Origin of the sequence: Sessilibacter corallicola (assembly GCF_021290925.1) — a bacterium.
Classification (GTDB): Bacteria; Pseudomonadota; Gammaproteobacteria; order Pseudomonadales; family Cellvibrionaceae; genus Sessilibacter; species Sessilibacter corallicola.
In genome coordinates, this window is the sequence record NZ_JAJSLX010000001.1 from 1,399,707 (window position 1) to 1,416,731 (window position 17,025).

Annotated in this window: 13 protein-coding genes; 3 read left to right on the forward strand and 10 right to left on the reverse strand. The window is 44.0% G+C overall.

Going from position 1 to position 17,025, the window contains the following annotated elements; translation table 11 throughout:
• Positions 1–549 precede the first annotated feature (549 nt).
• The gene (locus LU361_RS05865) at positions 550–1,563 is read left to right on the forward strand and encodes a GGDEF domain-containing protein (protein WP_233087881.1); all 1,014 of its coding nucleotides are present in this window, start codon (positions 550–552) and stop codon (positions 1,561–1,563) included.
• A 125-nt stretch (positions 1,564–1,688) separates the two neighbouring features.
• Here the strand turns inward: LU361_RS05865 and LU361_RS05870 are convergent, their stop codons facing one another.
• From LU361_RS05870 to LU361_RS05915, 10 genes are all read right to left on the reverse strand, one after another.
• Entirely contained in the window at positions 1,689–2,345 is a 657-nt protein-coding gene (locus LU361_RS05870) for a hypothetical protein (RefSeq protein ID WP_233087882.1), read from the reverse strand.
• Positions 2,346–2,376: 31 nt separating this feature from the next.
• Entirely contained in the window at positions 2,377–3,480 is a 1,104-nt protein-coding gene (locus tag LU361_RS05875; protein WP_233087883.1) for a DNA alkylation repair protein, read from the reverse strand.
• A complete protein-coding gene (locus tag LU361_RS05880) occupies positions 3,480–4,187 on the reverse strand; it encodes a YdcF family protein (RefSeq protein ID WP_233087884.1) in 708 nt (235 codons plus the stop codon). Before LU361_RS05880 ends, LU361_RS05875 begins: the two co-directional genes overlap by 1 nt.
• A gap of 67 nt (positions 4,188–4,254) precedes the next feature.
• The gene (locus LU361_RS05885; RefSeq protein WP_233087885.1) at positions 4,255–5,334 is read right to left on the reverse strand and encodes a hypothetical protein; all 1,080 of its coding nucleotides are present in this window, start codon (positions 5,332–5,334) and stop codon (positions 4,255–4,257) included.
• Between the two features lie 231 nt (positions 5,335–5,565).
• Positions 5,566–5,901 carry a hypothetical protein gene (locus LU361_RS05890; RefSeq protein WP_233087886.1) on the reverse strand — a complete coding sequence of 112 codons (336 nt, stop codon included), beginning with the start codon at positions 5,899–5,901 and terminating at the stop codon, positions 5,566–5,568.
• 33 nt (positions 5,902–5,934) lie between these two features.
• A complete protein-coding gene (locus LU361_RS05895) occupies positions 5,935–7,191 on the reverse strand; it encodes a UbiH/UbiF/VisC/COQ6 family ubiquinone biosynthesis hydroxylase (protein WP_233087887.1) in 1,257 nt (418 codons plus the stop codon).
• Positions 7,192–7,288: 97 nt separating this feature from the next.
• The gene (ubiH, locus tag LU361_RS05900; protein ID WP_233087888.1) at positions 7,289–8,590 is read right to left on the reverse strand and encodes a 2-octaprenyl-6-methoxyphenyl hydroxylase; all 1,302 of its coding nucleotides are present in this window, start codon (positions 8,588–8,590) and stop codon (positions 7,289–7,291) included.
• A 295-nt stretch (positions 8,591–8,885) separates the two neighbouring features.
• Complete coding sequence (gene nhaA, locus LU361_RS05905) at positions 8,886–10,115, reverse strand: Na+/H+ antiporter NhaA (protein ID WP_233087889.1); 1,230 nt, start codon at positions 10,113–10,115, stop codon at positions 8,886–8,888.
• A gap of 729 nt (positions 10,116–10,844) precedes the next feature.
• Positions 10,845–11,747: an alpha/beta fold hydrolase gene (locus LU361_RS05910; RefSeq protein ID WP_233087890.1), complete on the reverse strand. Its 903-nt coding sequence runs from the start codon at positions 11,745–11,747 to the stop codon at positions 10,845–10,847.
• Between the two features lie 206 nt (positions 11,748–11,953).
• Entirely contained in the window at positions 11,954–12,850 is an 897-nt protein-coding gene (locus LU361_RS05915; RefSeq protein WP_233087891.1) for a LysR family transcriptional regulator, read from the reverse strand.
• Between the two features lie 204 nt (positions 12,851–13,054).
• On the opposite strand from LU361_RS05915, the gene LU361_RS05920 reads away from it, so the two are divergent.
• Positions 13,055–14,872 carry an efflux RND transporter periplasmic adaptor subunit gene (locus LU361_RS05920; RefSeq protein WP_233087892.1) on the forward strand — a complete coding sequence of 606 codons (1,818 nt, stop codon included), beginning with the start codon at positions 13,055–13,057 and terminating at the stop codon, positions 14,870–14,872.
• A complete protein-coding gene (locus LU361_RS05925) occupies positions 14,869–17,016 on the forward strand; it encodes an efflux RND transporter periplasmic adaptor subunit (RefSeq protein WP_233087893.1) in 2,148 nt (715 codons plus the stop codon). The genes LU361_RS05920 and LU361_RS05925 overlap by 4 nt, the downstream gene beginning before the upstream one ends.
• Positions 17,017–17,025 lie beyond the last annotated feature (9 nt).

Genomic DNA, 17,025 nt, shown 5'->3' on the forward strand with positions numbered 1-17,025 from the left:
ATAGATTCCAATACACTAAAGTCTTAAGTACCAACTCACCATGCTTAACACCTTTTACCTGAATACAGTTTTATTACAGATTTTTTTAGTAACAACAAACAGAAGGCTTCAATGCCTCATTATTGTGCAAAAAAACCTTTATTAAGAGTTAATTTGATTATCACACTGGTGAGTCGAAAATTCATGAATATTCCCTATTTATATTATTTCCCAATATATTTTCTGATTTTAATTTTTAATGCGAATAAAAAAAGATTATTCTGCTGAATATTGGTTTTATATTATCCAATCCTCACGTAACGCCTCAACATCGAGCAGAACAGCTTTTGTAAAATACACTTGACCGAACGACCAAGTGACGAGGGTCATCTATACTGGTTTTTACAGAACTGGCGATGTACGTAATCCTACTTTTTTTCGTTAACAACAAATCGCTTTTTTTGATTTATTTATCGCGTAATTAATAAAGGAGCCTCTGATTAACCTCAAGACCACGCTGAGTAATTTTGAGGTTAATCAGAGGTTCCTCGAACACGGATTTGGGGATAAATGATATACCAACACAACCAAACGCAAGCTAACGTTATCATGGGGAAATGTTTAAAACTGTTAGAACAATACGAACTCTCTCCTACGCCAGTAAATTATGCCGTCGCTTATGAATTACAAGTTGGTAAAAATGTGGGACTACGGTCGGACTATGAGGAATTAATCGAGAACCGATCCCAAATTAATAATTACGCAATGCAACATTTGTATTTCTCTCATCTGCACGAAGCCAATCATGTCGATAAAGAATTTGCCGAACCTTTTACCAATGTATTAAGAGACACATTATCAGATATTGAAGAGTCTCGAAAAGTTGTCACCAACTATCAAAAAGAATTAGACGAGAGCGAAAAAAAGCTCGAAAACTTCAAACCAGAAACCACCAAACAACTGATCACCAAATTAAAAAAATCAACCAAAATGCTCAAAGCCGAGCAACAGAAACTTGCGGTACGTTTGCAGCAGGCAGAAACAGAAACCAATTCACTGAGAGTTAATCTCGCAAAACTGGAAAAAGAAGCCACCATCGATACACTCTCACAGTTATTAAATCGGCAGGGATTACAAAAAGCGTTAAACCACATTAAGTTCGATCATCCACACAACTCGGTTATTCTTTTTGATATTGATAATTTTAAGGACGTCAACGATAACTACGGCCACATATTTGGCGATCACGTAATACAACACGTTGCCAAAGAAATTAAATCACGGGTACGAGGCAGAGACCTAGCAATTCGCTATGGCGGTGAAGAATTTTTGGTAATTCTGGCCGACACAGAAATTAAAGGTGCGCAAGTTGTCGGTGAGAAAATTCGCAGCGGTGTAGAAAAACTTCGCTGGCGAAATGTTAAAACCGGTAAACAGTTACCATCGATTACTCTGTCGGGTGGAATTACACAATTAAAACGAGAAGAGTCCCTTCAAGAAGACATCAACTCAATTATTTCACGCGCCGACGAAGCACTGTATAACGCGAAATCTGCAGGCAGAAATCGGGTTAAATTTAAATAACTCCATCTAAACTTCAAACGCCAAGTCAAGCAAGAGTATGACGAATTAAATAAAAAAACAATCATCACAGTTTTTATTAGATGATTGTTTCTTTGTTACCTGATTTAAAATACAGAAACCAAGTTTTATTTACGCTTGCGACTGATATCCAATGCTTCGTATTCAATTTCAAGCTCGATGGCTTGTTCAGTGTTGAACGCTTCGGGTTGAATCACAACGTTAATGAATCGTGTACGAATTAAACCACCGGGTGCGCCTTTGGTTTTAACGTGCAAGCGTGTCGATTTACCGGGTTCTAGCTGATCGATATCGCTGTTAATTTCAATGACTGGATAAGATTTCTTTTTATTATCTGAAATCGAAAACTGCTCAGGCTTCAATGCTTTAAGATCAACCGGTGCATCCGCAGAACTCGCCACTAGCACGTCTAGATAAAAATTGGTAAACGATTCCTTACGCGTATTTTTAGTGGCGCCAACTTTAGAAACGTATTCTTCGATATCCGCCGACGCTACGGCAACTTCAATCGCCAATTCTCGGTATTGAGTTTCTTCTTGAACCGGCGCCAAACCAACGTAACTCCAACTGCCGTCAGGCTTGAGTTCTACACGCTGGCCTTCTCGGGTATCGACAAAAATACTGTTCGATACATAGTCCCACGTACCGTCGTCTTTTAAGAGAATTTCTCGGCCATCGGCACCGATTAATGTCTGATCAGCAGCAACGGGTAAGGCTAGTAATAATCCTGCTAAACAGGCAATCTGTCGATTTCTGAAGTTCAAAACTCATCTCCTAACATTTCAAGGATATCTATTAATTAATAAGGTCAAATTCGGCTTCTTTAAAGACTTTTCCGTTCACCAACAACTGCAGTTTGTGTTTTCCTGGGTAATATTTTCTTGTCGTCAGCAGTTTGAATGAATGGGATTTTTGCACACTCTTGTGACGTTCGTTAACGTCGCCTTCAGAAATTTTAAACACTTTTTTGGACCACGATTGGTTAGCACGCAAAAAGTGGATGGCGTATTCTAAGCGAAGTTTACCCAAATTGACCGGCTGATTGGCTTCTAAACGGCAAGCAAATGAAAAGTTGTCGCCCACCGCCACCGACTTGTCGGCTTTCCAAGCCTTGAGGCTAACATGCTGGGTACCGCTGTAACCGAACAATTCCAAGGCCCGTGGTTCGGGCGTTTTTAACAGGGTTCGACACCCGTGCTTCACTACCCAGCGAATGTCGTTGCTCTCGTCCTGAAACCATTGCTCGGCCAGCGATAACACCAGTTTTGGGTGATCTTTAGAAATATCATTGAGATTGTTCGCGACACTGCGCCTTACGTACAAGCTGTCATCGGCTTTAAGCTTTTCGAGTATCGGCAAAATAGGTGCTGGGTCTTTTTTAAATTCAGCCAGAGCAACACCCCAGGGCAGTCGTGGCCGACAGCCTTCGCTGGCCAATCTGCGTACGTGATAGTTTTTGTGTTCCGCCCACTTTTGCATCTGTATCAGAGTTTTTTCAGGATACTGAATAAGAAATGCCCGAATCGCAAACTCACTGCTGGAATACTGGGTAAACCACTCCAACGCTTTAATGGAAGTTTTGTAGTTTTTAATACCAAACAACGACACAAATTCCGGGAAATACATCGATAACAGATCGCCCTGAGCGCCGCCCCCAATCGCTTGAGCGACCGGCTTTAATACTTCGATACAGTCTCGATAATTATCGGGCAGAGATAAACGCAAACAACAGGCAATGTGCTGCATTCGCTCTTTGAGGGGCTTTTTTTTCCAGTTGTCACAAAATATATTGGTAATAAATCGTTCGCGATTAAAAAAAGGATCTTGCTCGTGCACAAGTTCCGCTAAATTCTCTATGTACTCTGCTGTGTAGCCGTCTTTTAATAAGGTACTTGCCATTATTTTTTTAAGCTGTGGTTAACGTATCCAAGTTGTTTTAATAAATTCGCCGCCTCAACAACACGGTCAGGAACGGCAACCGGCTGCATGTAACCTTGATCGGGATAAAGAATCAGGCGATCAATTTCTCCCACCATCAGATGCGTTGCTGCATCTGTGTCGACGGAATCCTTTTTATTGTGCTCACTCAATTTATCGATGGGAGTTTGGCAATAATCGTCAAAATCCACCGCCGCACTGACAAGCCTTGGTGTCAGTTCTGGGTAATAATGAGCGAAGGTTGCCCACACACGCGGGCGCATCACGTTTTTACACACCAAAATCGGATTAGTAATATTCAGCCCTTTTGCTGCTAACAACTGTCTCGCAAAGCGAACATTGTCACCGGTATTGGTTGAGTTTTTTTCCAAAATAACTCTGGCCTCATCGACACCCTGTTCGATGGCTACCTGCGCAAATATTTCTGCCTCACTGCGAGTAAACGTCGTTTTTGAAAGCCGCCCGAGGCCACCACAAAATATCAAAGGTACGTGCTGGTGACGACTGGCGAATTCAGCAGCTGCTTTGGCAACGCGAATATCATTACAGCCGAATACAAAAATCATGTCAGGATCAGCAACAGGCGATAGATCAGACTTAAATCCGTTTAAATAATCCCAGAGAATTTGAACCGCAGTTTTTTGGGTGAGGGTTTTGGAAGAGTTCAAAGGCGTCCGTTAACGTATTGATGTTAACGGACGATCATACCATTACTGGATAAGAAATTGGTGACAGCTAAGGCGCATCGTAAGGCACAAAGCCGAGCAGCGAACGTGGGAATTTATCGGTGACCAATAAAAAACCAACGTCATCCAAACGAGCGATACCTTCCCAGTTGCGGCCTCGGGTACCTTCCAGTTCGATTTGAATGGGCGGTGTGTCGGTTAAAAAAACGTTGTTACCGTCAAATTCCAGCTCAACCAAACGCTCCACTTGCTTGCGCGATTTGTGGCTCTCGCCGATGCCGTATTTTTCCCAGATGGGGTCTTTGTCGGTCACCAGTTTGGTGTCGCGCTGGTACTGATAATTAATCACCCAAAATCGACCGGATTCATCCGCCATGGTCGCGTCGGTTATTCGGTAGGGAATATCCGCCACAGGTGTGAGTGATTCGGTATCTTCGAAGGAATTCAGAAAGTACGCGCTTTCGTTGTAGTTTAATAATCGCGTGTCGTTCACTTCGTGCAAGCTCAACAAACCGCCATTAACCTGCACTAACGACTCATTTCCCTTGTTGCTCAGTTTGGTGGGACTTAACAGTGTTTCACCAATGGAGTGAACCACAATTTTATCGCCGCTGTATTTTGCGCCGACCAAAACTGTGGCTTCTTGAGAACCCAATTGATTGGTTTCAATTGCAAGAGTGATGTCGTCGCCAGAGCAAACTGCCGCTTCAATGCCTTCATAACCGTAGATGGTTTCGAGTAAATCGATGCCTTCAAAGGCAATGCTTTTAGGGACTAATCCTTCCGTAGAATTCTCTGCTTTTACCGCATCAATAATCACCGATTTAGTAAAAGAAAATATCGCGGCGGGCTGACCACTTTTGAAATCAGGGTACTGTGGAAACACCATTAACTCGTCGCCACACCAAGTTAAAGCCGACATTTCTGAGTCACCGTCGATCAACGGTTCGGCTAGCGGCAGGTACTTTACGGCTGTTTCGGGCGCGGTAGGGTAGGTGTGCCGGTTATCAACCAGTGATTCCGGCTCGGCATAGGTGCAAGCCACCATCACCGAGCAGGCCGCTGAGGCTGCAGCAATTTGTGTCAATCTGAAAATCTGAGCCATCGGTGAAGGTGAATCCTTTTTCAAAGTTAACTCCGCGCCATTACATTGAATATAGCAGTTCAATATACCGACTGAATGTGAATTACTGAATGCCAGAGAAAAGCGAAACACACGAATTTCACAATTCGTTACAGCTAGAGAGCCCTTACGCGAAAAAGCTGACGGCTTTAGAAAAGAGATCTTTTTGAGGGCTTGTTACACAGCGCCCATTCTTTAAATTTTAAAAACAGGCGCAAGAAGAGAGATTAGAGGGAATTAGGAAAGATCGGTAGGATCGCTGCTGTCGTCGCTCTTTTTGGCGAATTTCTCATGCAAGATGATAGCGACAATAACACCGACAAAGGCAAGCAACGAAACCGTGTGCTTAACGGCCTCAGAATAGACACCCGAATAGCGATCGATCGACAGCTTGAGCATACCGGCACACAGCAGCGCGGCGGCAAAATACCCCCAGCGGACTTGCTTAAACACAAAGTAGGCGCAAGTCGTGACTGCCACACCAAACACAATACCGACGGTATCGCCCGACCAAAACCAGGCAACTCCGGCCAATACTAGGGTTACAGCGTAGAGTCGATTTACTAACAACATGGATTTACCTTCATCAAATTAAAAAGCGCCATCTCAGACACCAAGAATTTCTCGTGCGATTGTATTCTTAACCAGTGCCCACTGATCAACTTGTTTGATGCCCGCATTTCTCAACCATCGCACTTGCAGAGATTTAGCGCCAAATAAACGCTTGAAGCCTTCCATTGCTGCCATCGTCATCAAATTATGGGATTTTCGATTGCGCTGGTAACGCCTTAGTAAGCTCGGTTCACTCAACGACAACCCGGCTTGGGTGAAACGGCGAATCTCGCCTGCCAACGCGTGAGCATCGAGAAAACCCAGGTTGACGCCTTGCCCCGCCAAGGGATGAATACTGTGGGCTGCATCGCCCACCAGCGCCAACCCCGGACGTGTGTAATCCACCGCATGGCGCTGCCAAAGCGGTAAACAATAGCGCCGATCACTCCATGTTACCTCGCCCAATCTGGACTCAAAAGCGCGGCTCAATGACGCATTAAATTCGTCATCAGACAGCGCCATTTTCTGTTTGGCAACGTCGTCGTTTAATGACCAAACGATAGAGCTAACGTTGTTATTGCTGGGATCAATGCTGTTATAGAGCGGCAAAAATGCCAGCGGGCCGGTGCTCAAAAACCGTTGCCAGGCAGTGAATTGGTGGCTTTGTTCGGTTTTCACCGTCGTCACAATCGCGTGATGACCGTAACTCCACTGCCTTACGGGAATGGCCGCGAGCTCTCGGATTTTCGAGCGCGCGCCGTCGGCTGCAATAATCAAGGGCGCGCTGAGCGTTTCGCTGGATTCCAAAATCAGGCGCCGATTTTTTTCATCTCCGGCTAACTGCACCACACGCTCGCCAAATAAGCGATGAACATTGGTCGCCTTAGCCAGTCGCTGATGCACCGCATTCAGGGCAATGGAATTTTCAACGATGTGCCCGAGATTCGACTCACCAATTTCCAGACAATCAAAGTGAATACTGCCTGTGCCTTCGCCGTCCCAAACTCGCATATCGGTATAAGGACAAGCGCGCTCGGATTCGATGATTGGCCATGCACCGACACTTCGCAGCACATTTTGGGAGCTGCGAGTCAGGGCCACTACTCGCGGATCAAATTTAGATAAATCGGGCGCAGCAGGCTCACAACCGCCTTCAACAACGGCGATATTCAGCAAGCTTCTGTCTTTTTTGCGAACATTTTGAATCAACGCCGCCAAGGTTGCGCCCACCAAACCACCACCGACGATGATGATGTCGTAGTCACGAACACTGGATGTAACCGTGGTTTGTGGTTGGTTAGAATCGCTCACATAGGCTCCTATAGCCGTTGTCTACTGGCGTTTACGTTATGAAGGCGCTGCCGATAGTGATCGATAAAAGCATCCATCAAGCTATCTCTCGAACTATCTATCTTTCAAACAGGGCACCGAAGTTCGCACGACGGCCCACTCGTCCCATGCTCTGTTGAGCCAATTGCTTTTTACCCAGCGGCAGCAATTCCAATCCCAACAAACCGGCGCCACGTGCGGCAGCGGCCGGAAGGGCACTGGTGGAGAACAGTTTCGGCAACCAATGGCTGAATTGAATCGTCGTGAACTGATCACTCTGGCGACTGCGCAGATACTGCTGCATGCAGGTTAAGTTGGCAAATGGCGAATCGGACTGTAACCAGTTTTTGTGTAGGGTATCGGTCAACAAGGCGCAATCGCGCACCGACAAATTAAACCCCTGACCGGCCACCGGATGAAGCGCGTGCGCGGCATTGCCCATAATCGCTAAATGGCCACGCACTTGCTCGCTGGCTTGGTACAACTTCAATGGGTAATGGCTCTTTTCACCGATACGTGTGAAGCGCCCTAGGCGATCACCAAAGGCTTCTTGAAGGCGGGACAAAAATTCTTCCTCAGAGGAATTCAACAACTTATCCACAGCTTGATGAGGCATTGTCCAAATCAACGCACCCTCACGCGCCTTGCCGCTTTCGCCACGGGGCAAAATGGCCATTGGACCATTGGCCGTAAATCGCTCGAAGGCCACACCACAGTGTGGCTGACTGAAACCGACGTTCGCGATAATCGCCGTTTGCTGGTAATCCTTAACATCGAGATCAATACCCAATGTTTTCTTTAACTGTGAATTCGCACCATCGGCCAAAACCAGCAGTCGGGTTTTTAACGAGTGCTCACGGTCATCGTTAGAATCCGTCACGCTCAGGCGATAACCCTCGGACACCGCCTTGATGTTACTCACCGACGCAGGCGCTTGAATCTGCACCGACTCAAGCTGAGAAACCGCATCAAACAAACACTGACCGAGCCACTTATTATCAATAACGTAGCCGAGTGCCGGCTCGTCGTATTCCTCGGCAGTCATGGTACTGCCGCCAATGTGGCCCTTATCAGACACATGCACCGTAGCCACTTCGGTCGCGTGCAGCTTAAGCTTGTGCCAAACGCCTAAGCGCTCAAACATATCTTTGCTGCCAGCGGCAATGGCCGAACTGCGCGCATCAAAGCTCGGTTGATAAAGCGCGTTAGTGCCGGATGTCGGAAATGGGAAGGTTTCGATGAGTCGAATCTGCCAGTGCCGACACGCTTTACCCAGCATCAGAGCCAAACACAACCCCACCATTCCGCCGCCAACAATCACAATATCGGCTTCAGATGGGCTTTCATTTTGCGCGTTCAAAACGCTGTCAGTGGCAGACATTGGCAAACCTAAATGGCTTTAACAGTAGTGTGACTCAATTTAAGCGGCCTATTTTCGGCGAAGCTCGGTAGAGATTCAACCAACGCGGAAATGAACTGCGGTATATCCGTAAAACAATTTGATTTGTGTTGAATTCAACTGACTGAAAATAAGCGCTATAAAAGAATTACGCAGAGGTAAGAAAGTAAGGATCAGAACAAAAGCAGGCTAGAAATTGTGTTTAGTAAACGACTCTAGGAAGGCTAAAACGAGATACCAAGCAAAAGGCTTGGTATCTCAAACTCACACTGAAAAATTAATGATGACTGGAAACGGTTTTATCTGTTACTGCGGTTTTACCCTCGCTCAGCTTTCGCTTCACAATGTCCCGCTTGATGATAAAGTAACCGAGAATACCGGAGGCCAATGAGCCGACCAAAATACCCAGTCGTTCATCAAACAAGGCTTGGTTGCCATTTTCTTCGAACGCAAGGGAGCTGATAAACAAACTCATCGTAAATCCGATACCACACAGCACGGCGGTTCCGTATAACCCTGTCCACGACATTCCTTTGGGCAGTTCCATGCCTTTTATTTTGATAAACAACCAGCAGCACCCAAAAATACCCACCTGTTTACCGATAAATAATCCTGCCGCAATACCCACAGGCACGCCGTGAAAAACTTGGTCAAAAGTCAAACTTCTAAAATCGATTCCCGCGTTGGCAAACGCAAACACTGGCAAAACAAAAAAGCTCACCCACGGATGCAGGCCGTGCTCCATGTCTTTTAGCGGAGTAATTTTTGGATCGGTTTCACTTTTTAGTGGAATAAACAGCGCCAAAATAACACCGGTTAAGGTTGCGTGAACGCCTGACTTCAACATCGCAATCCACATAATCACGCCGATAACAACATACGGTGATCGCGACATAACATTTTTGCTGTTAAGCACAGCGAGAATAGGGATACACACCATAACAACCGCCAGAGAAATCAGCGATATTTTTGAGGTGTAAAATATTGCAATAATAATAATTGCGCCGATGTCATCGAAAATGGCCAGCGACGTTAAAAATATTTTTAGCACAGTGGGTACGGATTTACCCAATAAACTAAGCACGCCTAACGCAAAAGCAATATCGGTTGCCGCTGGAATTGCCCAGCCGACAATGGCGCCTGGGTCGTCCCAGTTAAACAGTACGTAAACCAATGCAGGAACGGCCATGCCACCAAAGGCGCCAACTCCTGGCAGAATAATATTCTTTTTATCGGAAAGCTCACCTTCCAACGTTTCTCTTTTTAGCTCCAATCCAACCAGCAAAAAGAAAATGGCCATCAAGCCATCGTTAATCCATAACAATAAAGGTTTGGCAATGGATAACTCTGATACCCGAACTTCAACTGGTGTATCCAGTAATAATAAATACACAAAATCCAAAGGTGTATTTGCAAAAAGCAACGCAAGAGCAGCGCCGGCAATCAGCAAAATACCCCCAGCAGATTCCATTTTAAAAAACTCGTTTAAGCGAGCTGACGTGTTCACTGAGAAATTAACTCCGAAATAGATGTAAAAATAGGATTTTTAGTTGTTATTCAAATTTTAATAGTTGTAGTAATTTAACGGCGTAAGAATTGGATTCTCACACTACCATTAAATTATTAGTTACTTTTATAAGTCAATAGAATAACAGTTAATCCAAATACTGGTGACTCTATAAATAACGCACCAATTTTGCCCATTCATAAAAAATTATTTGTAAATAACATTAAAATATATAAAAAAGCTTTACTAAAATTTTTTATATAAAATGCAATACTCACTTAATTTTAAAATTTCCAAAGGCAATAAATACACCAGCAAAAAACGCCTAACACGTATTTATCATCTTAGACTAGATTCGGAAAACTATTTGACTACTCGCATTTCTTTTGATGGTCTATTTTTTCGTAATGATTTTGAAATCTGAACGGATAGTTCTTTTATTGTATTGGGGCAAATTTCAAATCCTCAATGACAACAAGAAAAATATCGGTGGCGGATAATAGAAATTTAGGAATAAGGTTAAATCCTAAACTTCCATAATGACAAACGAGACAAAATTAAGGATATTGATAAATTCAATATAAGAAGGACGTACTTCATTAGCCTCTCATAATTTAATCGATCTGGAAGCTGCGTATTCAAAATAAAAAAAGGAGCACAAAAAGTGCTCCTTTTCTATGTTCTAAAATTACAATTTGTTAATGAGAAGTTGCTGGAGTTAAGTGAAATTTAAGTTCGGCAGTTTTGTAATTCGTTGTCCGCAACGGCCAATAAACAGCGCTCGATTAAATCAACACCATTGATGTGTAAAAAATGGTCTTGCTTTTCAATTTTTAAAACGTGGGAATTTTCTGGGTTTAATACTTCTTCGGCAAACTCTGCATTTCTCGGGCTGACCAACGGGTCTTTCATGCCTTGAACAACAACCGTTGGCAATTCAATATTTTGCCAATGCGGAAGTAACTCTTCCATTTCTGGCGACAGCGCGTACATCTCAACGTTTGCGTCCAACATAGATTTACCAAGAATACGCTTGCCCAAATAGGTTTTTGCAAAGCGATTGTACCAACGCGGCTTGGTTAAATCGGGATCGAGACCAGCGGCAAATATCGCCAAACCATCAACGCAATCTGGGAATTCTTTAGCCACACCCGGAACAACCGAACCGCCCCAGGAATGCCCGGCAAGAATTAATGGCACATCCGGCGCTTCTTCTCTTAATTCGTGTAATAACGGGCGAATTAATTCTGCAATTTGAGTGAAATCCGTAACAAGACGGGGGTTATCAATGTATTGAGATCGACCCCAACCCGGGCGGTCGATTGAGACAAATAAGGTGGAATCGGTAAAGTCTTCTTTCACCATTAATTTACCGATGTCATTCCAAGCACCCGGCGTGCCGTGAATCCACACCACCACCGCGCGCTTTGGCTCACCGACACGGCGGTAATACAATTCGAAATCATCGTTCACAGTCATTACATGTGGCTCAAGCTTTTCGTTTTCTTCAAGGGTTTTCATAAACTCGAAGTGACGATTTAACTGTGTCTGCGCCGCACAGCCAGCAATAACAACAGCAACGATGGCAATCAATGTGATCAGTCGGCTTTTGTGAAGAAGGGTTCTAATCATGTATTTGTCTCAGTCATTTCTATACACCTACTAACATACAGCAACACCAGCGGTTTCGGATTACGTTAACGCTGGCTCAAACTCATGGCCGCTCGGCGGCAACTAGTAGTAATTTTCATTCCGATCTATGACATAACTTATATCAATTTCGTTTAACAAAAATGATCACATTTCTATGCCACTTTTCTTTGCCACTTTCAGGAATCCTAGCAACTCGGCTCGGGAGAGTTTTTAGCATCGGTGACAAATTGTCTGAGGTAATCAATGTCGGCGTCGGCCTGGCGAAACCCCAAGTGAATGTGTTTGTGAATGCCTTTTTCACCCAAACGCAGATCGACAATGGCCAACTGCGGTTGGTACTGCTGAATCAACCACCCCGGTAAAGCCGCCACACCGCGGCCGGCGGCGACCATTTGCAACATGATATCGGTGGCCTCAATGGCTTTTACCCGTTTCGGGCGGCAGTCCGCGGGCAATAAAAATTGGCTGTAGATATCCAATCGATCCGCGGCAACAGGGTAGGTAATGAGGGTTTCTTTGGTGAGATCCGACGGACACACGTGAGCACTACCTGCCAAGCGGTGATCGGCTGCAACCGCCAGCTTCTGTTCGTAAGGGAATACTGGAACAAACTCCAAGCCCTTGGTTTTAAGCGGGTCTGGCGTGACCAGCAAATCAATTTCATGGTTGAACAATGCGCCCATACCGCCAAATTGAAAGCGCTGTTTTACGTCCACATCCACATTGGGCCAATCCGACAAAAACGGCCCAACCACGGTTAATAACCAGCGATAACACGGGTGACACTCCATACCTATCCGTAAACTGCCCCGCTGGCCAAGTGCCACATCGCGCATCTGCTGTTCGGCGTACTCAATTTGCGGCAACAAGCGCTCGGCAAGCTTTAACAGATAAACGCCAGATTCCGTAAAACGCAGGTTTCGGCCTTCTTTTCGCCAAATAGGCGCGCCCAAATAACTCTCGAGTTTTTTGATTGAGTGACTCAATGCAGATTGGCTCAAGCACAGTCGATTCGCCGCTTCGGTGACTGTACCGGCCTCCGATACCGCGCGGACAATTTCTAAATGTGTACGCTCTAACATAATTCTCTGCTAGCCAAATGATGAGGGATATTCATAGATTAAAGCACTTATACCACGATTTTTCATCGAATGGGCTGGGCAGGCCGTGTTCTCGATAGGCGATATTAACCAGCCTGAGGGCACAGACTCACTTGCCGGTACTTTAGAAACAGCTAGGCTTAATGATGTAGCCTGTCGCCAATCAGGCGGTTGCGGATGAGCCTGATGATCAAAGAAACCAACCTTACTCACTGGGATACCCTAAACACAAAACAGAACGCCAGCGCGGCGCCAGGCTCTAATCTAAAAAAGCTGTACGATGAATTAGGCTCGGCAGCATTTATTTATCAGCAAACGACCAATTATCAACTAGGCACTAGCGCTAAAATCACAACCTTCTTTCCAGAGCCGGCTTTAGAGACGCTGGAGCCACAGACTCGCTTGGTGATTTTAAACACCCTAAAGGCGCTCACAGCCAAACTGCAAAACACGCACAAATCCGTTAAATTTTATAGCGAGCGCTGCGACTTTTCTTTTTTAAGTTTGAAACCAAACGACAATGAAATCTTAATTGTTTTATTCAAAGGTAATTTAACCAACAGCCAAACCCAGCAACGGCTGTCGTGTTTAAAACAATGTTCATCAAAAAAATATCCATCAAAACCCACAATCGAACCTGTTAATTCTGAGCAACCACAGTTAACCAATCATCGTGTTCAAGAACACCTAAAAAAACTGCTGACCGTTATTGATGAACACGATGATGCAAACACCATCAGCGGATTGATTGCCTCCCATATCGCTGATTACTTTTCTGTCGACCAAGTAGTAATAGCGTTTTATTTAGACGAGCCTAACGTCACCCAGAAAAGATCCACATTTCAAGTGATTGGTTTTTCCAACAAAAAAGAATTTGACGGCCACAATCCGTATATAAAAAGCATTGAGCGTTATCTCGATAATTATCACATTATTGGCGCTCAGCAATCAGATGAAATACCCAACGATTTGGTGGCAAGCACAGTACAGCAAATGGCGCTTGGTGGACTAGGTGGTTGTTTATTCTCGAACGCCAATAAACAACAAACCAATGAAGCAATACAGCGTGAGCTGGACGATGTTATTGAAAAAATATCTTGGCCGTTACTGTATAAAATCGCCAAAAAAGCCAGCTTAAAACAAAGGTTATCGATATTTTTATTGCCGAGTGTATTTACACGCTTTAATCGTGTGAGAACGAATCATTGGACTCAACTTAAAATATCGATTGCGGTTTTTCTTACGCTAGCGTTGTTTATTCCTTTGGATTACCGCGTAAACGCCCAAGCCACCATTGAAGGAAAAATCCAACAAGCATTAGCATCACCGATCGATGGTTTTTTACTGTCAAGCCACGCAAGAGCCGGAGATGTAGTTAACAAAGGCGCTCTCATCGCTAAAATTGACAGCAGTGATTTGGAATTAGAGCACGCACGCTTAAACAATGTAAAAACAGAACACGAAAAAACCTATCGCAAAGCACTCGCTGAATTCAATCAAGCCGACGTCAGAATCGCTTCTGCCAAAATTGAACAAGCCGATGCCGAAATCAGTTTAGTGCAACAAAAGTTGAACCGAACATCCATCACCGCACCGTTTGATGGGGTTATCGTAAAGGGGGATTTCAGTCAATCACACGGTTCGCCAGTCAACAAGGGCGATGTGTTATTTGAAATATCGCCCGCCAACGAATACACCTTAATTCTTAACATTAAAGAATCAGACATTAGACACATTAATAAACAACAACAGGGAGCCTTATATTTAAAGTCTCAGCCAAATACTGCCATAAACTTTCAAATAGAAAAAATTGCAGCAATAGCACAGGCATCAGATAACCAGGTGTATTACCGAGTAAAAGGCACACTTTCCGAACCCGCTGAAGTTACACCCGGCATGGAGGGAATCGGCAAAATACACGTGGGCAAAAAAAGCATTGGCTGGATTCTATTGCACCGCCCCTTAAACTGGTTGCGATTTAAATTGTGGTGGCTTCTGCCGTGAAATTGTCAGAGGTAACAAAGCAGCATTTATTGAACTCGGTTTTCAAACGATCACCTACTGCCAAATTAGTGGTACACACACATCGAGGCAATTCCTGGCCAATTATTTATGACGAGTTAAACAGCAGCAGTTTGTACGTAAATGAATTGACGTACAATATATTGGTCCAATTAGACGAAAACAAAACCCTACAGCAGATTCTCACCACTAACGCAGAAATAAACCCAAACCATCTAGAAGCCACTCTGGTAGAGATCATCAAACTCTATCAATACGGTTTGGTTCTGGGAAATCTTCCCATTCTTGAAAGCATTCATCAGAAGACTATTGGTCGCACGAATTTAATATCTCAACTGATTAGAAATCCATTTTCGCAAAAAATACCTTTATTTGATTCCGATAAAAGACTGCACACCATTAGCCAATGGTTAACGCCTTTTTTAACACCTGGATACTTAACATTAACGATAGTCTTTATTTTAATGGCTATCGTCATGGCTATTGCCAACAGTGATGAACTACTCGATCACTTCAACAATGACTTTCAACAACCCAATAATCTACTACTGTTGGCATTGTTGTACCTGCCAATGAAAGCATTACACGAAATCGCACACGGAATTACCGCCAAAAAGCTGGGGGCCAATACCGGAAAATTTGGCTTGGTTATGTTTGCTTTTTTTCCTATTCCTTATGTTGATGTTTCATCCAGTGCACGATTTACAAAAAAGAGCCACCGTATGTTGGTGGCATCGGCTGGGATATTAACCGAACTGACCATTGCCGCCATCGCGCTGGTCGGCTTTGTTGTTTTGAACGACGGTTGGTTTTCACACCACTACGCCACAAGCCATTGGATTAAATCTGTTTTGTTTAATCTAATTTTTATTGGTTTTGCATCAAGTCTTTTATTCAACGCAAATCCACTACTGAGATTTGATGGCTATTACATTCTCAGTGACTGGTTAGAGTTACCCAACTTAGCGACTCGCTCAAGGCAGCTGTTATCTCAAACGGTACAAAAGGTGTTTTTTGGCATTCGCAACATCGTTCCCCCCAGGCACGATAGATCTGAAACAAAACTCTTACTGCTCTACGCGGTTGCATCATTTATCTATCGAATAGTGATCTTCATTGTCATTATTCGCTTAGTGACGGCGCAACTGTGGTGGCTGGGGTTCTTGTTGTTTATTCTTGGTTTAACCAACCAGTGGTTTATCCCCGGAATCAAAAACCTACTCAAAGTATTTATTCGAGCACAGCACGAACACAAGACAACACGTTTTTTAAGCATGATCAGCAGCGTAATCACATTGGCTATAGTGGTTATATTTTTTATACCCATCCAACAATCAACGGTGGTAAATGGTGTTCTAGACCGCAATCAATATTGGGTTCGAGCCAACAGCGACGGTTTTATCGCAGAAAGTTTCTTAGAAGCCGGAAGCACTGTGAGCCAGGGCGACCTTCTATTTAGTCTTAACAACCCTTCGTTAACAGCCGAACATAAACAACAAACGGCAATGTTAAACGCTGAAAAGATAAAGTATCAATCTTTGTTATTTTCTGACTCTGTTGCGGCGCAAACTCAAGGTTTAACTATTGAAAATATAAGCAATGAACTTAATCTTATTAATGACAAAATTGAAAACAGCCACACTTATTCTCACATTTCGGGTGTACTCGAAATAGAAAACGCGGGCAGTTTACTAGGCCGATTCGTTACCCAAGGAGAAAGTATCGCCAATGTTGTGAATAAGCGTCACATGTTGTTGGATGTATTAGTTCACCAACAAAATCTCGCCTCGGTGAGAGATCATTTACGAGCAATTGAAGTCATACCACTTTCATTAATGGACGGACCGTTTACTGCCAACATAGTTAACATCGTTCCAAAAGCAACACAAGATTTACCGTCCGATCTCTTCACCACAAAATACGACGGCGGAATTGAAACCAAAACTCACGACGGAAAAACGGTTTCGGATGATTCTTGGTTTGTGGTAAAAATATCAGTCACCACTGATCAAGAATTAACTGTTATTCCTCAGCGATGGCAAGTTCGATTTTTTCATAATCAATACACCATTGCCCAGCGCGGCCACCTTATTTTTTCGAACTGGTTTTTAGATCACATGCTCTAAAATCTTATT